This is a genomic window from Arthrobacter woluwensis, from assembly GCF_030816155.1.
GTDB lineage: Bacteria > Actinomycetota > Actinomycetes > Actinomycetales > Micrococcaceae > Arthrobacter_E > Arthrobacter_E woluwensis_A.
On the sequence record NZ_JAUSXR010000001.1, the window covers coordinates 810,742 to 829,839 of the forward strand.

General features: G+C 69.9%; 13 protein-coding genes and 1 pseudogene. 7 read left to right on the plus strand and 7 right to left on the minus strand.

Annotated elements, in window-relative coordinates; all coding sequences use genetic code 11:
- The first annotated feature begins 53 nt into the window (after positions 1-53).
- Positions 54-1,892: an ATP-binding cassette domain-containing protein gene (locus QFZ52_RS03650; RefSeq protein WP_307496285.1), complete on the plus strand. Its 1,839-nt coding sequence runs from the start codon at positions 54-56 to the stop codon at positions 1,890-1,892.
- Between the two features lie 146 nt (positions 1,893-2,038).
- On the opposite strand, the gene QFZ52_RS03655 is transcribed toward QFZ52_RS03650, so the two are convergent.
- Entirely contained in the window at positions 2,039-2,536 is a 498-nt protein-coding gene (locus tag QFZ52_RS03655; RefSeq protein WP_307496286.1) for a DUF2505 domain-containing protein, read from the minus strand.
- Positions 2,537-2,899: 363 nt separating this feature from the next.
- Between QFZ52_RS03655 and QFZ52_RS03660 the strand changes: the two genes are divergently transcribed.
- Positions 2,900-3,592 carry a LysM peptidoglycan-binding domain-containing protein gene (locus QFZ52_RS03660; protein ID WP_307496288.1) on the plus strand — a complete coding sequence of 231 codons (693 nt, stop codon included), beginning with the start codon at positions 2,900-2,902 and terminating at the stop codon, positions 3,590-3,592.
- 191 nt (positions 3,593-3,783) lie between these two features.
- Positions 3,784-7,470 (plus strand): transcription-repair coupling factor, encoded by a 3,687-nt coding sequence (mfd, locus tag QFZ52_RS03665; protein WP_307496289.1) that lies wholly within the window; start codon positions 3,784-3,786, stop codon positions 7,468-7,470.
- Between the two features lie 79 nt (positions 7,471-7,549).
- Here mfd and QFZ52_RS03670 read toward each other — a convergent pair whose 3' ends face one another.
- The 4 genes and pseudogenes from QFZ52_RS03670 to QFZ52_RS03685 all read right to left on the minus strand — a co-directional run bounded on the left by QFZ52_RS03670 (position 7,550) and on the right by QFZ52_RS03685 (position 11,233).
- A complete protein-coding gene (locus QFZ52_RS03670) occupies positions 7,550-7,786 on the minus strand; it encodes a hypothetical protein (protein WP_307496291.1) in 237 nt (78 codons plus the stop codon).
- 108 nt (positions 7,787-7,894) lie between these two features.
- The gene (deoC, locus tag QFZ52_RS03675; RefSeq protein WP_370959842.1) at positions 7,895-8,569 is read right to left on the minus strand and encodes a deoxyribose-phosphate aldolase; all 675 of its coding nucleotides are present in this window, start codon (positions 8,567-8,569) and stop codon (positions 7,895-7,897) included.
- A 95-nt stretch (positions 8,570-8,664) separates the two neighbouring features.
- The gene (locus QFZ52_RS03680; RefSeq protein WP_307496292.1) at positions 8,665-10,434 is read right to left on the minus strand and encodes a phospho-sugar mutase; all 1,770 of its coding nucleotides are present in this window, start codon (positions 10,432-10,434) and stop codon (positions 8,665-8,667) included.
- A 3-nt stretch (positions 10,435-10,437) separates the two neighbouring features.
- Positions 10,438-11,233 (minus strand): annotated as a pseudogene (locus QFZ52_RS03685) (purine-nucleoside phosphorylase).
- A 178-nt stretch (positions 11,234-11,411) separates the two neighbouring features.
- On the opposite strand from QFZ52_RS03685, the gene QFZ52_RS03690 reads away from it, so the two are divergent.
- Positions 11,412-12,833: an NAD(P)H-quinone dehydrogenase gene (locus tag QFZ52_RS03690; protein WP_307496293.1), complete on the plus strand. Its 1,422-nt coding sequence runs from the start codon at positions 11,412-11,414 to the stop codon at positions 12,831-12,833.
- A gap of 6 nt (positions 12,834-12,839) precedes the next feature.
- Here the strand turns inward: QFZ52_RS03690 and QFZ52_RS03695 are convergent, their stop codons facing one another.
- Complete coding sequence (locus tag QFZ52_RS03695; RefSeq protein ID WP_307496294.1) at positions 12,840-13,334, minus strand: DUF2087 domain-containing protein; 495 nt, start codon at positions 13,332-13,334, stop codon at positions 12,840-12,842.
- Between the two features lie 439 nt (positions 13,335-13,773).
- Between QFZ52_RS03695 and QFZ52_RS03700 the strand changes: the two genes are divergently transcribed.
- The 3 genes from QFZ52_RS03700 (at position 13,774) to QFZ52_RS03710 (ending at position 17,129) form a co-directional block, all read left to right on the plus strand.
- Positions 13,774-14,469, plus strand: a complete 696-nt coding sequence (locus QFZ52_RS03700; RefSeq protein WP_307496295.1) for an alpha/beta fold hydrolase — start codon at positions 13,774-13,776, stop codon at positions 14,467-14,469.
- A 188-nt stretch (positions 14,470-14,657) separates the two neighbouring features.
- On the plus strand, positions 14,658-16,079 hold the full coding sequence (locus QFZ52_RS03705) for an MFS transporter (RefSeq protein WP_307496296.1): 1,422 nt from the start codon (positions 14,658-14,660) through the stop codon (positions 16,077-16,079).
- Between the two features lie 183 nt (positions 16,080-16,262).
- Positions 16,263-17,129 carry a cytochrome c oxidase assembly protein gene (locus QFZ52_RS03710; RefSeq protein ID WP_307496297.1) on the plus strand — a complete coding sequence of 289 codons (867 nt, stop codon included), beginning with the start codon at positions 16,263-16,265 and terminating at the stop codon, positions 17,127-17,129.
- A 75-nt stretch (positions 17,130-17,204) separates the two neighbouring features.
- Here QFZ52_RS03710 and QFZ52_RS03715 read toward each other — a convergent pair whose 3' ends face one another.
- Positions 17,205-18,977 carry an acetyl/propionyl/methylcrotonyl-CoA carboxylase subunit alpha gene (locus tag QFZ52_RS03715; RefSeq protein WP_307496298.1) on the minus strand — a complete coding sequence of 591 codons (1,773 nt, stop codon included), beginning with the start codon at positions 18,975-18,977 and terminating at the stop codon, positions 17,205-17,207.
- Positions 18,978-19,098 lie beyond the last annotated feature (121 nt).

Here is a 19,098-nt window from a genome sequence, read left to right on the forward strand (position 1 = left end):
TTTGTGAAGCGTGGCATGGCCGGCGGGACTTTCGTTCTGACGGAAGGACTCTCATGCATACCGTGACTCTTCAACATCTGGCGCTGGACGGCATCTCCCAGCGCTACGCCGGACGCCGTGTCCTCAGCGACATCACCTTCGCCGTCTCTCCGGGACAGCGGGTGGGTCTGATCGGGGAGAACGGTTCCGGCAAATCCACCGTGCTGCGCATCGCCGCCGGTGCCCAGCGCCCGGATGCGGGACTGGTGCTCCGGCCGGAACGCCTGGGGTACTTCGCCCAGGAACTCGACGCCCCTCCCGGCAGCACTGCCGGCGAGGTGCTGGACCGTGCCCAGCGCCCGGCCCTCGACGCGCTCGCCGCGCTGGAGAGCCAGGACGTGGAAGCCTACGGGCAGGCCTTGGACGACGCCGAACGGCTGGGCGCCTGGAGCGCTCAGGCGCGGCGTGGGGAAGTCCTCGCCGGGCTGGGACTCTCCGGCCTCGACGAACGGACGCCCGTTGAACGGCTGTCCGGTGGGCAGCGTTCCCGGCTGGCGCTTGCGGCGCTCCTCCTGGAGGAGCCCGACGCGCTGCTGCTGGACGAGCCCAGCAATCATCTGGACGACGCCGCCGTGGCGTATCTGGAATCCGCCTTGCGCGACTGGAAGGGCCCCGTGCTCTTCGCCAGTCATGACCGCACCTTCCTGGACCGGGTGGCCACACGAATCGTGGACCTGGACCCCTTGCCGGTGCCGGCCGTGGTGCTGGCCGACGCCGCCTCTCCGGACGCTTCGGCGCCGGAGGGGGCCGCGGATGCCGCTGGTGCGGAGCCGGGCGACACGACCTCCGACAGCGGCAGCGGGCTGGGGGTCCGCCACTTCGGTGGGGACTACAGCAGCGCTCTCCGCGCGCGTCGGGACCTCATGCGGCAGTGGCGCGACCGCTACGCCGCGGAACAGGCCGAACTGCTCGCCCTGCGGCACGAGATCGAGGTGGGTTCCCGCAACGTCAACCGCCGGAATGAGCCGAGGACCGAGGCCAGGGCCTCTCTGAAGTTCTACACGGACAAAGATGCGAAGGTCACGGCACGCCGGGCGCGCAATGCGAGGGTCCGCCTCGAGACGGTGGAGAGCAGCCGGGTCCGGCGCCCCCCGGAGCCTCTGCGCTTCGCCGGCTTCGACCCTGCCTCCACGGCGCTGCCGCACGCGACAACGACGGCGGACCCGACGACGGCGGACCCGACGGCGGCGGCCGGGCCGGCGGCGGCCGGGCCGGCGGCGGCGGCCGGGCCGGCGGCGGCCGGGCCGGCGGCGGCCGGGGCTGCGGAGCGGGGTGCGGCAGCCGCCGAGGCGGTGCTCCGCGCTCACCGCGTGTCGGTCCCCGGCCGTCTGGATCCCGTGTCCTTCGGGCTCGCCCCACAGGGCAGACTGCTCCTGACAGGTGCCAACGGCAGCGGGAAGTCGACGCTGCTCCAGGCCTTGGCGGGGCGGGTCGAGCACGAGGGGGAGATCCTCCGGGCCGAGGATGCCACCGTGGGCTATCTGGCCCAGGACACCGTGTTCGAGGACCCCGGCCAGAGCGCCGCTGCCTGGTACGCGCGTGCCGTGGGCTTCGAACGGGCCGACAGCACGCCGCTCGCGACCCTCGGGCTGCTTCCCGAGCGGGACACCGGCCGGGCTCTCGGCGAGCTCAGCATCGGGCAGCAGCGGCGCGTGGCGCTCGCGGCTCTCGTGGCGGACCCACCACGGGTGCTCCTCCTGGACGAGCCCAGCAACCACCTGTCGCTGGCACTGGTCGAGGAACTCGAGGAGGCGCTGGAGTCCTTCGCCGGGGCCGTCGTGATCGCGACCCACGACCGCTGGCTGCGCACGCGCTGGCGGGAGCGGAACGTCCCGGAGATCAGCCTCGGCTGAGCCGGCATCACCGCTGAAACAGTGAGTTCCCGCCGAAACAGTGCGTTAAACACACGGTTTCGACGGGAACTCACTGTTTCAGCGGAAGGAGGCCGGAAACCTCAGGCGCGAAACCTCAGGCCGCGAACCTCAGCGCTGCCCGGGAATCAGTGGCTTTCGAGCCAGGACTGGGCCTGCTGAGCCTGCAGGTTGAGGGCCTTGCCGACCAGGGGCTCGGCCGCCCCGGCGATCTTGCCGCCCAGGAACGGGATGGAGGAGGTCACTTCACCCTCGACGTCGATCCGGGTCTGACCGTCCACCGGCACGAGCTTCTGCAGCGCGGACGCGCTCACGGGTGCGCCACTGATCGAGATCTGGATGTCGGCCTGGCGGCTTCCGTCCTCCAGGGGAGCGGTCCACGACTCACGCTGCGTCACGGTGAGGGCCTCGCCCACCACCTTGCGGGCGATCTCGGGAAGGCGCGTGGTCGGGACGGTGCGCACCACGGTGGCCGTGAAGGCGGCGGCCGTGTCGCCCTCGATGGTGAAATCCTCCAGGGTGCCGCCCACGAGTTCGCTCACGTGGCGGACGAAGTTCTCGTCGACCAGAACGGCCGCCACCTCCGGCAGTCCGAAGGGCACGGTGGTCGAAGCGTTCAGGGCCATGGATCCTCCAAGGTAGGGTGCGCCCACGCGGTGTGCGGGGCCTCCACCATGGTAGGCGGGATCCTGTGAATCCGGCTCTTCAGGGGATTCACAGGCGCAGGAGATTGGCCAGATCGGTCTGGATGGCCTACGCTCTATAAAGGTTTGATAACGAACCCCGCCGCCGGAGATCTGATCCCGGCGGAGACAACGCCCACGAGGACTCCCTGTCCGCGGGCTGAATATGCCGGGTCACTGCCGTCCACCGACCGCCACCGTCTGTGCCGTGACCACGTCCTGACCTCAAGACGTCAGGGGCCGGTGGCGTACGAGGATTTCCGGGGACGGAATGAGTACCGGTGGAGCCCCGAGCATTTGGAAATCATGAAGCAGAACGCAATCTCCCTGGCTACCCGTCGCTCTCTTGCAGTCGTCGCCGCATCCGGCGCACTCCTGGGAGGGGTCGCCCTCGCGGCTCCCGCGGCGAACGCGGCCGGCGAGTCCACCTGGGACGCACTGGCTCAGTGCGAGTCCGGTGGCAACTGGTCCATCAACACGGGCAACGGCTACTACGGTGGCCTGCAGTTCGACCAGAGCACCTGGCAGGCCTACGGCGGCACCGGTTCCGCCGCCCAGGCCTCCAAGTCCCAGCAGATCGCCGTCGCCGAGAAGGTCCAGGCCAACCAGGGCTGGGGTGCCTGGCCGTCCTGCTCCTCGCAGCTGGGCCTCTCGGGCAACGGTGGCGGTTCCGCCGCCGCGGCTCCGGCTCCGGCGCAGAACACGCAGATCCAGGCTCAGGGTCAGTACACCCAGCAGGCCCCCGAGCAGGCTCCCGTCCAGCAGGCACCTGTCCAGCAGGCGCCCGTCGAGCAGACCCAGCCCGCTCCTCGCCACGCGGCCGAGGTGCCCGTGACCGGCAAGACCTACACGGTCGAGGCCGGCGACACCCTCGCCAAGATCGCGCAGAAGCTCGGTCTGAAGGGCGGCTGGGAGCTCCTGGCCGATGCCAACGCGAACTCCGTGACCGACGTGAACCTGATCTTCCCGGGTCAGGAACTGCAGATCCCCGCCGAGTAATCGGCAGCGGCTCTCCGGCACAGGATCCCTCCCGGCCCGCCCCTCGCAAGAGATAGGGGCCGGGAGGGATCCTGCGTTGCGGATTACACTGGAAACACCCGGTACTTTCCCAAGTCCCGGGTGTTTGTGTTGCCCGGTGTGCTCCGAGGCGACGCCCCTTCACCGAGCCCGCCAGGAAAGCAGCAGCCCGCATGAGTCCTCGCACCGCATCCGCCACGTCCTCTCAGAACCCCGCCGTGTTCCAGGCACAGCTCGCGGGCATCCGCACCGTCCTGGCCGAAGACCCGGCCTTCGGGAACCTGCGGGTGTCCGCGGCCCAGGGCACCCGGCGCAGCGACGACTTCCACCTGGGCGCGCCGAGCGGCCTCAACCCCGTGGTCATCGCCGAGCTGGTGGACGGGCTCAAGGAGCTGGACTCCGAGCGGCCCGACGCCGGCGCCGGGAGCTCGGTGGGCACGGCGCCCGCCGTCGTGCTCGCCGTGACGGCGACGGGGCGTGAGGCGGAAGACCTGGCGGCCGCCCTGCGCGCCTATCTTCCCGAGGACGAGGTGGCCGAGTTCCCCAGCTGGGAGACGCTGCCTCATGAGCGGCTCTCGCCCCGTTCCGACACGGTCGGGCGCCGCCTGACCGTGCTGCGCCGCCTGGCCCACCCGGAGGCGTTCGCCACTCCGCTGCGCGTCGTCGTGGCGCCCGTGCGCGCCGTCGTCCAGCCGGTCGTGGCCGGTCTCGGCGACCTGGAGCCGGTCACGGTGCGGGTCGGCGCGGAGGTGCCGTTCGAGGACCTCGTCCGCCGGCTCGCCGCCGCGGCGTACGCGCGGGTGGACATGGTGACGCACCGCGGCGAGTTCGCCGTCCGTGGCGGCATCCTGGACGTCTTCCCGCCCACCGAGAACCACCCCATCCGCATCGAGTTCTTCGGCGACGAGGTGGAGCAGATGCGTTACTTCGCCGTCGCCGACCAGCGCTCCCTCTCCGTGGGTGACGGTGTGGTCCACCCGGAGGTCCTGTGGGCTCCGCCGTGCCGCGAACTGCTCATCACGCCGTCCGTCATGTCCCGCGCCGCGAAGCTGCAGAAGAGCATGCCCGGCGCCGCGGACATGCTGGAGAAGATCGCGGGCGGGATCACGGTGGAGGGCATGGAGTCCCTGGCGCCCGTGCTGGTCGACTCCATGGTGCCGTTCGTCTCGTCCCTGCCCGAGGGCTCGATCGCATTCATGATCGAACCGGAGAAGGTCCGCCTGCGCGCCCACGACCTCATCGCGACCAACGAGGAATTCCTCGCGGCCGCGTGGTCCACCGCCTCGGACGGCGGCGCCGCCCCGCTCGATCTCGGCCTGGACCCGGAGGCCCTCCTGCACGAGGCCAGCTTCCGCACGCTCGCCGACACCCGGACCGACGCGCAGTCGGCGGGCGTCTCCTGGTGGGACGTCTCCACCCTGGGCGTGGACGAGGAACTGGGGCACGACGTCGACGTGCTGGCATTGCGGGCCAGGGAACCGCGTGGATACCGCGGCGACGTGGGGGAGATGCTGGAGTTCATCTCCTCCCGCATCAAGGACTCCTGGCGGCTCGTCGTCGTCACGGACGGCCCGGGCCCGGCGCAGCGCCTCGCCGAGCTGTTCCACGACGCCGACGTGCCCTGTGCCCGGGTGGACCGGCTGGCGGACGCGCCGGCTCCCGGCATCATCGAGATCACGACGGCGGAGGCCGGCCACGGCTTCGTGCTGGACGGGCTGAAGTTCGGCGTCCTCACCGAGGCCGATCTGCTCGGCCGTTCGAGCGCCCGCGGCGGCACCAAGGACATGCGGAAGATGCCGTCCCGGCGCCGCAACGCCGTCGACCCGCTGTCCCTGCACGCCGGCGACTTCGTCGTGCACGAACAGCACGGCATCGGCCGGTTCGTGGAGCTGGTGCAGCGGAAGACCGCGGGCTCGGACGGGGTGCGCGAGTACCTGGTCCTGGAGTACGCGCCGTCCAAGCGGGGCGCCCCGGGGGACCGCCTCTTCGTCCCCACCGATCAGCTGGACCAGGTCACCCGTTACGTCGGCGGCGACACCCCGGCGCTCAGCAAGATGGGCGGCTCCGACTGGGCCTCCACCAAGTCCAAGGCCCGCCGGGCGGTCAAGGAGATCGCCGGGGAGCTCATCCGGCTGTACTCGGCTCGCATGGCGTCCAAGGGTCACGCCTTCGGGCAGGACACCCCCTGGCAGCGCGAGCTGGAACAGGCGTTCCCGTATGTCGAGACGCCGGATCAGCTGACCACCATCAACGAGGTCAAGGCGGACATGGAGAAGGAGATCCCCATGGACCGCCTCGTCTCCGGCGACGTCGGCTACGGCAAGACCGAGATCGCGGTTCGCGCCGCGTTCAAGGCCATCCAGGACGGCAAGCAGGTGGCCGTCCTGGTGCCCACCACGCTCCTCGCCCAGCAGCACCACGAGACTTTCAGCGAGCGGTTCTCCGGGTTCCCGGTCCGGGTCCGAGCCCTGTCCCGGTTCCAGACCGCCAAGGAGTCCAAGGAGACGCTCGCGGGGGTCAAGGACGGCAGCGTCGATCTCGTGATCGGCACGCATCGCTTGCTGTCCAAGGAGATCGAGTTCAAGGACCTGGGCCTCGTCATCATCGACGAGGAACAGCGCTTCGGCGTCGAGCACAAGGAAGCGCTCAAGAAAATGCGAACCAACGTGGACGTGCTGGCCATGTCCGCCACCCCGATCCCGCGCACTCTCGAGATGTCCCTCACCGGCATCCGGGAGACCTCCACACTGGCCACGCCGCCGGAGGAGCGTCACCCCGTGCTGACCTATGTGGGCCCGTACACGGACAAGCAGGTCTCCGCCGCGGTCCGCCGTGAGCTCATGCGCGAGGGCCAGGTGTTCTTCGTGCACAACCGGGTGTCCTCGATCGACCGGGTGGCCGCGTCCATCCGCGAGCTGGTCCCGGAGGCGCGTGTCGAAGTGGCCCACGGACAGATGACCGAGGCCCGCCTGGAACAGATCATCGTGGACTTCTGGGAGAAGCGGTTCGACGTGCTGGTGTGCACCACCATCATCGAGACCGGCCTGGACATCTCCAACGCCAACACCCTGATCGTGGACGGCGCCAACAACTACGGTCTCTCCCAGCTGCACCAGCTCCGGGGCCGCGTGGGCCGTGGCCGGGAGCGGGCCTACGCCTACTTCCTGTACCCCTCGGAGAAGCCGCTGGGCGAGGTGGCCCTGGAACGTCTCAAGGCCGTCGCCGCGCACAACGAGCTCGGCGCCGGCATGCAGCTCGCCATGAAGGACCTGGAGATCCGCGGAGCGGGCAACCTTCTGGGCGGTGAGCAGTCGGGCCACATCCAGGGGGTGGGCTTCGACCTCTACATCCGCCTGGTTGGCGAGGCCGTCGCGGAGTACCGCGGGGAGAAGGAGGAATCGGCGGCGGAGATGAAGATCGAACTGCCGATCAACGCCCACCTGCCGCACGACTACGTGCCGGGGGAGCGCCTGCGCCTCGAGGCCTACCGCAAGCTTGCTGCGGCCCACACGGAAGCCGCCATCGACGAGGTGCGCGATGAACTGGTGGACCGCTACGGCGAGCCGCCCGCCCCCGTGGTCAACCTCCTGGACGTGGCGCGCTTCCGGGTGGCCGCCCGCGCGGTCGGCCTGACCGACGTCGCGGTCCAGGGCAACTTCATCAAGTTCGCCCCGGCGGCGCTGCCGGAGTCCAAGACCATGCGCCTGAGCCGCATGTACCCAGGCTCCCAGATCAAGCCGGCGCTCAACGCGGTGCTGATCCCGAAGCCGAAGACGGCGCGGGTCGGGGGACGCGATCTCGCCGACGCGCAGGTCCTCGAGTGGGCGCGCAACGTGCTCGCGGCGATCTTCGAGGACTAGGCAGTCAGAACGACAAAGGCCCTTAAACGACGAAGGCCCCGGAGGAGAACCTCCGGGGCCTTCGTGCTGCTGAAACGCGTTACTTGGCGTCCTGCTTGGCGCGCTCGAGCTCGGCGAGCGTGTCGGAACGGCCGAGGACGTGCTGCGGGATGGCGAAGGCCAGCGCGAACAGGATCAGGGTCACGGCGGCCGGCCAGGTGTTCTCCAGGCTCAGGAAGGACAGCGAGTAGACAGCCCCGGCGAACAGCGCGAAGCAGATGATGAACAGCACCAGGGACTGGACGGTGTTGTTCTCTTTGCCGATCGGACGGGACATGGTCTCCCAACTTTCTTTCTCGTGACGTCCGCTGGGACGTCTTCAGTCTTCCGCAGGGCGGCCCGGACGGGGCTCGCTCTCGGGTCCCCGCGAGGGAACCCCGGGTTCTCAGTAGTCGCTCTGACCCTGTTCGCCCTTGACGATGGCGATGCCGGAGCTCGCGCCGATGCGGGTGGCACCAGCAGCAATCATAGCCTGTGCATCCTCCAGGCTCCGCACTCCGCCGGACGCCTTGACGCCCAGATCGGGGCCCACGGTGGCACGCATGAGCTTCACGTCCTCCACGGTCGCCCCGCCGCCGTTGAAGCCGGTGGAGGTCTTGACGAAGTCCGCGCCCGCCTCGACGGACGCCTGGCAGGCGAGGACCTTCTGCTCATCCGTGAGCAGCGCGGTCTCGATGATGACCTTCAGGATCGCCTCGCCGTCGTGCACCGCTGCGGCGACGGCGGCGATGTCCTCCACGAGCGCGTCCTTGTCATCCGCGCGGGCGGAGGCGATGTTGATGACCATGTCGATTTCGGCGGCGCCGTCCTCCACGGCCCCGCGAGCCTCGAAGACCTTCACATCGGTCGGAGTGGCGCCCAGCGGGAAGCCCACCACGGCGCAGCACAGCACCTGGCTGCCCTTGAGCGCCTGGACGGCGGTCTTCACCCAGACCGGGTTCACGCACACGGACTTGAAACCGTACTCGACGGCCTCGGCGCAGAGGCGCTGCACGTCCTCGCGGCTCGCGTCCGGCTTGAGGAGGGTGTGGTCGATGTAAGAGGCGATGTTCGTGCTCATGGTCTTCCTTTGCATGCCTGATGTCGTGGCGCGGGCCGAGGGGTGGTGGCGCGCCGGGTGTGTGCGGTGATCCCCCAGAATCTCATGCCGGGCGCTCAGACGCCCAGCGCGGACCTCATGCCGTCCAGCACGGCGTCCAGCCGGCGTCGGGCCTCCTGCTTGGCCGCGGGCAGTGCGTCAGCGCCGTCGACCGGCACGACCACTTCGAGGTAGCACTTGAGTTTCGGCTCGGTGCCACTGGGCCGCACGATCACCTGCGTGTCGTCCTCGCTGAGGTACTTGAGCCCGTTGGTGCCGGGAAGCTCCTCCGTGCCCTGCGACAGGTCCTGCGCGACGACGACGGCGGAGTCCGCCAGCGCCGCCGGGGGAGTCGCGCGGAGGGTCGCCATCATGGTGTCCAGCAGGCTGAGATCGGCCACCCGGACGCTCAGCTGATCGCTCGCATGGAGGCCGTGCTCGAGGGCCAGCGCGTCGAGGAGGCCGAAGAGCGAGGTGTCGTGGGCCTTGGCGTGGGCGGCGAGCTCCGCGATCAGCAGGGCGGCGGAGATCCCGTCCTTGTCACGGGCCAGCTCCGGCGCCACGCAGTACCCGAGGGCCTCCTCGTAGCCGTAGACGAGGCCCGGCACGCGGGAGATCCACTTGAACCCGGTGAGGGTCTCGCGGTGCTCATAGCCGGCGGCGGCCGCGATGCGGGAGAGCAGCCGGGAGGACACGATCGAATTCGCGAAGACGCCCTCGGTCCGGCCCGCGAGGCGGTCGGCCATGTGGGCCCCCAGCAGGGCGCCCACCTCGTCGCCGCGCAGCATCCGCCACGCGCCCCGGCCGCCGTCGGCGTCCGGGTCGAAGGCGGCCACGGCGGCACGGTCGGCGTCGGGGTCGTTGGCCAGGACCACGTCCGCGCCGGTCTCCTCGGCGAGGGCCAGGGCCAGGTCGAGCGCACCGGGCTCCTCCGGATTGGGGAAGCTCACGGTGGGGAAGTCGGGATCGGGCTGCGCCTGCTCGGCGACCTGCGTCACCGAGGTGAATCCGGCCTCGCGCAGCACCGCCTCGGTGGTCCGCCCGCCGACGCCGTGCATCGGGGTGAGGACGATGTCCAGGTCCCGCTCCGGGAACCGCTCGGGCAGGGCCAACGCGACCACGGCCGCGCGGTAGTCGTCCTCGATGGTCGCCGGGAGGATCTCCCAGCCGGACGCTGCCAGAACGATCGACTCGGACGGCCCGACGGCGGCGATCGCCGCCGCGATCCGCGCGTCGTACGGCTCCACGATCTGCGAGCCGCGGGCGCCCTCGGGCACGGCGCGCCCGCCGAGGTACACCTTGTAGCCGTTGTCCTGCGGCGGGTTGTGGCTGGCCGTGACCATGACACCGCCGTCGGCGTCCAGGGCCCGCACCGCGTAAGCGAGCAAGGGGGTGGGCAGCGCGGACGGCATGAGGAAGACCTGCAGGCCCGCGGCCGTGAACACGGCCGCGGAGTCCCGTGCGAAGACGTCCGAGTTGTGGCGGGCGTCGAAGCCGACCACGACGCGCGGCGCACGGGCCTCGCCGTCGACTCCCAGGGCGTCGTTGAGGAAGGCCGCGAAACCGGCCGCGGCGCGGCGCACCACCACGCGGTTCATCCGCATCGGACCCGGGCCCAGCGCGGCGCGGAGACCGGCCGTGCCGAACTGGAGGGTCCCGGAGAACGCGTCCTCCAGCTCGGCCGTCGCCGTGGCGGAGCCGCGCTCCGCGTCGTCCACGAGGGCGAGCAGCTGCGCCGCGGTGGCGCTGTCAGGGTCGGTGGCCGCCCACTCCCGGGCCCGCTGCGCGAGGCCGGCGGGCAGGGGAGCGGAGGCGGCGTCGTCGTGCGCCGTGCTGTGCGGGGCCATGGCTCAGAGCTTGCCGATGATCTGGGCGAGCAGGGCGGAGATGCGCGGGCCGGCGGCCTGTCCGGCCTCCAGGACCTCGGCGTGGCTGAGCGGCTCGGGGCTGATGCCCGCGGCGAGGTTCGTCACGAGGGAGATGCCGAAGACCTCCATGCCGGCCTGACGGCCCGCGATGGCCTCCAGGGCGGTGGACATGCCGACGAGGCTCGCACCGATGATCTTGGCCATCTGGACTTCGGCCGGGGTCTCGTAGTGCGGGCCGGTGAACTGTGCGTAGACGCCCTCCTCCAGGGTGGGGTCCACTTCGCGGGCCAGGCCGCGGGATGCGGGAGGAGTACAGGTCCGTGAGGTCGACGAAGGTGGCGCCTTCGAGCGGGGAGGCCGCCGTGAGGTTGATGTGGTCGCTGATCAGCACGGGGGTGCCGGGCTTCCAGTTCTCGTTCAGGCCACCGCAGCCGTTGGTCAGCACGAGGGTCTTGCAGCCGGCGGCCGCAGCGGTGCGGACGCCGTGCGCGACGGCGCGGACGCCCTTGCGCTCGTAGAAGTGCGTGCGGGCGCCGAGGACCAGGGCGCGCTTGCCGTCCGACGTGAGGACCGAACGGATGGTGCCGGTGTGGCCGACCACCGCCGGGGCGTGGAAGCCGGGCACGGTCGCGGCGTCCAGGGTGTGGGTCGTCTCGCCGATGAGGTCGGCGGCGCCGCCCCAGCCGGAGCCCAGCACCAGGGCGACGTCGTGCTCTTCGACCCCGGTTTCGCGGGCGATGTGCTCAGCGGCGAGCTTCGCGGCCTCGAAGGGATCCATCGTGTTCAAGTCCAAGGTAGTCACGGGAAAACCGTACTCGCAGGGCCGTGCTCTTGCCCAGCACGGGCTCCCGCGGGCATCGCCGCCTCCGTGGGATGCGTCACTTTCGGCCCGGTGACCGCTTCGTGACGGGTCCTCGGCTGGCAGTGGGGCAGTGCATGGGACAGAATTGTCCTTTGTGAGCACGCATCCTGATTTCGCCGCGCCCCGTATCGCCGTCCTCGGAGGTGGTCCCGGTGGTTACGAGGCCGCCGCGGTCGCCGCATCCCTGGGCGCGAAGGTCACCGTCATCGAGCGCAACGGCCTGGGAGGCGCCGCGGTCCTGACCGACGTCGTGCCCTCCAAGACCCTGATCGCCACCGCCGACCTCATGGCGCGCGTCTCGGAGGCCCACTCCCTGGGTGTCCGTTTCGAGGTGGACTCCGGCGCGCCGACCATGGTGGCCGACCTGGAGCACATCGACCGCCGTGTCATGGAGCTGGCCCAGGAGCAGTCGGATGACATCCGCCGCAGCCTTGAGGAGGCCGGCGTGAAGGTGCTGATCGGCGACGGCGTGCTGCAGGACGACCGCACCATCAAGGTCACCACCAAGTCGGGCTCGGTGCGCACGGTCGACGCGGACGCCATCATCCTGGCCGTCGGCGCGCATCCCCGCGAGCTGCCGAGCGCCAAGCCGGACGGCGAGCGGATCCTGAACTGGACCCAGCTCTACAACCTGACCACGCTGCCTGAGGAACTGATCGTGGTCGGTTCCGGCGTGACCGGCGCCGAGTTCGCCTCCGCGTACAACGGCCTGGGCTCGAAGGTCACGCTGATCTCCAGCCGCGACCAGGTCCTCCCGGGTGAGGACAGCGACGCCGCCGACGTGCTGGAAGAGGTCTTCGAGCGCCGCGGCGTCCGCGTCCTGTCCCGCTCGCGTGCCGAGAAGGTGGAGCGCACCGAGGACGGCGTGCTCGTCACCCTCGGCGACGGCAGCACCATCACGGGCACCCACTGCCTCATGTGCGTGGGCTCGATCCCGAACACCGAAGGCATCGGCCTGGAGAACGCCGGAGTGGCGCTGACCGACTCGGGTCACATCAAGGTCGACGGCGTCTCCCGCACCACGGCCCACAACGTTTATGCGGCGGGCGACTGCACCGGGGTGTTCGCCCTGGCGTCCGTGGCCGCCATGCAGGGCCGCATCGCGGTGGCCCACATCATGGGCGACGGCGTCCGCCCCCTCAAGCTCAACGAGGTGGCCTCCAACATCTTCACCTCGCCGGAGATCGCCTCGGTGGGCGTCTCCGAAAAGGACCTCTCCACGGGCCGCTACCAGGGCGACGTCGTCATGCTGCCGCTCAAGGCCAATCCGCGCGCCAAGATGCGCAACTCCAAGGACGGCTTCGTCAAGATCATCTCCCGCAAGGGCTCGGGCACCGTGATCGGCGGCGTCGTGGTGGGTCCGAACGCGTCGGAGCTGATCTTCCCGATCGCCCTCGCCGTGGCGAAGAAACTGCACGTGGACGACGTCGCGAGCACCTTCACGGTCTTCCCGTCGCTGACCGGTTCCATCGCGGAGGCGGCGCGCCGCCTGCACGTGCACCACTACGACGGCTAGTCGCCTTTACGCCGTCTGCTGCGTCCAGGACGACGACGGCGGGCTGAGCCAGTAGGCGGATCCGTCGGGCTTCCGGCGGAGGATGTCCAGGTCCACGGCGTGGCGGCGGAAGAACGCGACGTCCTCGACCAGGACGGACAGCCGTTCGTTGACCTGGGCTTCAGAAAGCACCTCCCCGTCCCGGACGCAGCGCGTGACCACCGCATGGACGAGGCCGTTCACGCTGCCCGGCGCCCGGCCCGCCAGCGCGATCCTCGGGGTGGCGAGCAGGGTGTCGAGCTGCGCTGCCGGGTCCAGAGCCGTGAGGGCCTGCCCCAGGACGTCCGGCGCGAGTCTGAGCCCGCCGTCGTCGGCGACAGCCAGTCCGCTCTGCACGAGGTTCCCGGCGAGGCGTTCTTCGGCGTCGACGGTTTCTCCGGCGGCCAGACGGCTGACCAGGGGAGCGGACTTCGGCGACCGCAGGAGACTGAGGAGCACCCGGACGGAACTGAGAGCAGACATGCCCGCCACTCTAGTGGGGGCCCGGGCGCTCTTCCAGGCTGGTCGAACGGCCTTTTCCTGGGATACTGGTTCAGCCGACCGCCGAGGGAAATGGGGGACGGGCCGCCTGCTCGTCAGCGTCATGAACCAACCATCTGAGCTGAATCCGAACTACTGGGACATGGGTCTCGCGTCGATTCCCTGTGTCGTCATCGCGGCGGCCATCCTGGCGGTTTTCCTTCTTGCACTTATCGACCGTCACCTGCCTCTGCGGTCTCGTCTGCTGTGGGCTTCATTGATCCTTGCGGTCCCGCTGATCGGAGCGACGCTGTACGCCGTGCTGCGAACGCGGGCACGGTCGGCGAAGGGGACGGCGTGGGTTAGGAACCCCGTTCGCTCGTCCGGCGACCGGCCACACGACCCCTCGAAAATCGTCGGAGGGCGAGCGTAGGCTGACCCCATGGATCTCCTCCTCGTACCCGGTCTCTGGCTCGACGCGTCCTCCTGGGATGAGGTGACCCCGGGGCTCATCGCCGCCGGGCACCGTCCGCATCCCCTCACTCTCCCCGGTGTCGGCGCGCCGGCCGCGGAGTCGTCCTCCCTCACCATCGACGACTGGGTCGCGGCGACCGTCACGCAGATCGACGCGCTGGACGGGCCCGTGGTCCTCGTCGGCCACAGCGGCGGAGGCAACGTCGTGTGGGGCGCCGCGGATGCGCGTCCGGACAAGGTCTCGCGCGTGATCCTCGTCGACACCGCCGTGCCGCCGCCCGGCGCCATGATCTCGGAATTCGACGTGGTGGACGGGGTGATCCCGTTCCCGGGCTGGGACTTCTTCGACGAGGAAGAGGTGTACGACCTCACCCCGGAGGTGCGGGAACGTGCCGCGAACGCCACCTTCAGCGTTCCGGCACAGGTGCCCACGGGGCCCATCTCCCTGACGGACGAGCGACGGTACGACGTGCCGGTGACCGTCCTCTCGGGCGGCATGGACGAGGAGCAGTTCCGCGCGGCGCTGGCCCAGTGGGGTGCGTTCGCGGACGAGGCGGCGGCCGTGAAATCGCTCGACGTCGTGACCATCGGCTCGGGTCACTGGCCTCAGTTCTCCGTCCCTGAGCGGCTCGCCGGCCTCATCGCGGAGGCTGCGTCCCGCTGACGCTCCAGCCCGCTGACATCCTGCCTGGCCAGGCGGCCGGGTGGCCCATTCTGAAAGGGTCCGTGCGAGTCATTCCACATACTGGACACGGTTGTCCAGTAGATGGACCCTGGTGGTTAAGATGAACGCCGTCTCATAGCATGGCGGCCGCTTCAGGGGGCGGGCCGCCCGGAAGGAAAGCCGGACCCATGTCATCCACTCCAGCCACACCGGCTGCCCCGGGAACCCCGGGGGCACCCGTGGCGGCGCCAGCCGCCAACACGCGAGGACGCGTGATCTTCGCCAGCCTCATCGGCACCACGATCGAGTTCTACGACTTCTACGCGTACGCCACGGCGTCCGTACTCGTGTTCCCGCGGCTCTTCTTCCCGAACGCCACGGACATCAACGCGATCCTGAGCGCCTTCGCCATCTTCGGCGTGGCGTTCGTCGCCCGCCCCATCGGCTCCATCCTGTTCGGTCACTTCGGTGACAAGCTGGGCCGCAAGGGAACCCTGGTGGCTTCGCTGCTGACCATGGGCATCGCGACCTTCCTCATCGGGTTCCTCCCGCCGGCCGCGGGCGGCTGGGTCGTCCTGGCCCCGCTGGCGCTCGTGGTCCTCCGGTTCGCGCAGGGCATCGCCCTCGGCGGCGAGTGGTCCGGCGCCGCGCTGCTGGCCACTGAGAACGCTCCGGCGGGCAAGCGCGCCATCTGGGGCACATTCCCGCAGCTGGGCGCTCCCATCGGCTTCATCCTCTCGAACCTGATCTTCGTCGCCCTCCAGACGTGGCTGACCCCACAGCAGTTCCTGGACTGGGGCTGGCGTGTGCCGTTCATCCTGTCCGCCGTGATCGTGGCCGTCGGCCTGTACGTCCGCCTCAAGCTCGAGGAGTCGCTGTCCTTCCAGAAGGTCATCGCCGAGGACAAGGTCGCCAGTGTCCCGCTGGCCGTCACCTTCCGGTTCCACTGGCGTCAGGTCCTGGCCGGCACGTTCATCATGCTGGCCACCTACGTGCTCTTCTACCTCATGACGAGCTTCACACTTACCTACGGCACCGCTGCCGACACCGCCGCCAAGGCCGAAGCCGCCGCGAAGAAGGCCGGGAAGGCCTTCGATCCCGCCGCCTTCGTCCCGGGTCTCGGCGTCGACAAGACGCTCTTCCAGTGGATGCTCATCCTCGGTGTGGTGTTCTTCGGCATCTTCACCGTGGTGTCCGGCCCGCTGGCCGAGAAGTATGGCCGCCGGAAGTTCCTGATCTGGGTCACTGCCGGGATCTTCGTCTTCGGCTGCGCCTGGACGCTCATGTTCGGCCCCGGCCCGGGCGCCGCGATGGTCGGTCTGATTATCGGCTTCACGCTGATGGGTCTCACCTTCGGGCCGATGGCGGCCTATCTGCCGGAACTGTTCCCCGCGAACGTCCGCTATACCGGTTCGGCCGTGGCGTACAACCTCTCCAGCGTGATCGGCGCCGCCCCCGCGTCCTTCGTGGCGATCGCCCTCTGGCAGGCCGGCCACGGCAGCACGTGGATGGTCGGCGTCTACCTGGCGCTGGCCGCCGTCCTGACGCTGGTGGCCCTGTTCCTCACCCGTGAGACGGCGGACGTGGACTACGAGAACAACGTCGCCTGAGTCCGTCGGACGGATTCGTCTCCAGCAGCGCGGACGGCCCGGCACCCCTGGTGGGGGGCCGGGCCGTCGGCGTTCCTGGGAACGGCCCCGGGTTCGCGTCGGTACCATGGGACGGTCACTCGGGATCGGCCGGGCGGGACTCCTGGGGCGGGGAGACCGCCGTCATCAGGAAGGTTCCGCATCATGCCACCCTTGAGCGCTCTCGCCACCAGCTGGACCGCCGACATCCCCGCATTGCTGCTCGCCGCCGTCGTCGTGGCGCTGTATGTCCGGGGCGTCCGGAAGGCCTCTCGCTGGCCCGTCAGGCGGACCCTGGGCTTCCTGCTGGGCATCCTGCTCTTCCTTTACCTGTCCTGCGGCTTCCCGGGCGTCTACGGCGCCTCCTTGCGGTGGGTCTTCACCGTCAAGGTGGCGGGGTACGTCTTCGTCGTGCCGCTGCTGCTCGCCGCGGGCCGCCCCCTCGCGCTCGCGCGGGAGACTCTCGGCCTGAACGGACGACGCCGCGTGGACGCCTTCATGGCCAGCCGGCCAGTCCGCGTCCTCTCCCACCCGGTGGTCTCGCCGCTGCTGAGCCTGGCGGTCTTCGCGTCCTTCCTGACGCCCATCCTGTACCTGCTCCGGACCGATCCGCTGGCCGGGGCGCTGACCGTGCTCCTGGCCCCCGCCCTCGGCCTGCTCCTGGTCCTGCCCGCGGTCGAAGGGGAGGAACGCCCCGCGAGCAGCGCCGTGATGGTGGTGGGGTTCATCTACGTCTTCATCGAACTGCTGGCCGACGCCGTGCCGGGGATCCTCCTCCGGCTGTCGGGCACCGTGCTGGACGGGTTCGCCGGACCCGTGCCCGGCGCGCTGGGCTGGTTCCCGGGGGCTTTGCGGGATCAGCAGCTCGCCGGAGACCTTCTGTGGTTCGTGGCCGAAGTGGTGGACCTGCCGTTGATCATCCTCATGATGATGCGGTTCCAGCGCAGCGACAAGGCCGACGCGCAAGCCATCGACGACCTCAGTGACGACGAGCTGGCGGAGCTGAACCGGCGCCACCTGAACCGTTCCTGAACGCGCACACGCCCGGAAACGCCGACGGCGCGGCGCCCCGTGAGGGTGCCGCGCCGTCGGCGTCAGAACAGGTAGTCAGTCCGCGATCGTGGCGAGCACGGCACCCGCGGTGACGGTCTCGCCCGGCTGAGCGGTCAGTCCGGTCACGGTGCCGGCCTTGTGCGCCGTCAGCGGCTGCTCCATCTTCATGGCTTCCAGGACCACGATCAGATCACCCTCGGCCACCACGTCACCGTCGGCCACGGCCACCTTCACGATGGTGCCCTGCATGGGGGAGGTCAGGTCGTCGCCGCTCGCGGCGGCGCCGGCAGCCCCGCCCCGGCCGGCCTTCTTCGGCTTGCGGGCCTTCGCGGCCTTCGCCGGACCGGCCGCCACCGAGGCGAACGACGCGGGGAGGCTGACCTCGAGGCGCTTGCCACCGACCTCCACCACGACGTTCTGGCGCGGTTCGGCGTCGTCCGCGGCGCCGGGGACGCCCGCGAACGGAGGAATGGTGTTGTCGAAGGCCGTCTCGATCCAGCGCGTGTGCACCTGGAACGGGCCTTCCTCCGGGGCGAAGGCCGGGTCGGAGACCACGGCCCGGTGGAACGGCGTCACGGTCGGCATACCGGTGATCTCGAGCTCGGCCAGGGCGCGGCGCGAGCGCTCGAGCGCCTGCTTGCGGCTGGACCCGGTCACGATCAGCTTGGCCAGCATGGAGTCGAAGTTGCCGCTGATGACTTCGCCGGCCTGGATGCCGGAGTCGACGCGCACGCCGGGTCCGCTGGGGAAGCTGATGGTCTCCACGGTGCCGGGCGCCGGCATGAAGTTGCGTCCGGCGTCCTCGCCGTTGATGCGGAACTCGAAGGAGTGCCCGCGGATCTCGGGATCGTCGTAGCCCAGTTCCTCACCGCGGGCCAGACGGAACTGCTCGCGGACCAAGTCGAGGCCGGAGACCTCTTCGGAGACGCAGTGCTCCACCTGGAGGCGGGTGTTGACCTCGAGGAAGCTGATGGTGCCGTCCTGGCCGACCAGGAACTCGCAGGTGCCGGCGCCGAGGTAGCCGGCCTCCTTGAGGATGGCCTTGGAGGACTCGTAGAGGCTGCGGTTCTGCTCCTCGGTGAGGAACGGCGCCGGAGCCTCTTCGACCAGTTTCTGGTTGCGGCGCTGGAGCGAGCAGTCGCGGGTGGACACCACGACGACGTTGCCGTGGGCGTCCGCGAGGCACTGGGTCTCCACGTGGCGGGGGGAGTCGAGGAACTTCTCGACGAGGCACTCGCCGCGGCCGAACGCCGTCACGGCCTCGCGCACGGCGGATTCGTAGAGCTCCGGGATCTCCTCGAGCGTGCGGGCGACCTTCAGGCCGCGTCCGCCACCGCCGAAGACGGCCTTGATGGCCACGGGGAGCCCGAATTCCTGCGCGAAGGCGATGATCTCGTCGGCGTCCTTGACCGGGTCCTTGAGGCCCGGGGCGAGCGGTGCTCCGGCGGCGAGGGCGATGTGCTTGGCCTTCGCCTTGTCACCCAGGGCGTCGATGGCCTCGGGGGAGGGACCGATCCAGGTCAGGCCCGCGTCGATCACGCGCTGGGCGAATTCGGCGTTCTCGGCGAGGAAGCCGTAGCCGGGGTGCACCGCGTCGGCGCCGGACTGGCGGGCCACGTCGAGGAGCTTGTCGATGACCAGGTACGACTCGGCGGCGGTGTTGCCACCCAGGGCGTACGCCTCGTCCGCGAGCTTGACGTGCAGGGCGTCGCGATCCGGGTCGGCGTAGACCGCCACGGACTGGATGCCTTCGTCACGGGCGGCTCGGATGACGCGCACTGCGATCTCGCCGCGATTGGCGATCAGCACCTTGCTCAACTGGGTCATGGCAGGGAACTCCTCGAAATTGTCAATTGACATCGACCTTAGTACCTCTTGGCGGGTTCCGCCGAGATTACTGACGATTTCCGCGCGTAGAGCCGTGGGTCTTTGTAGGAGTCCTACAAAG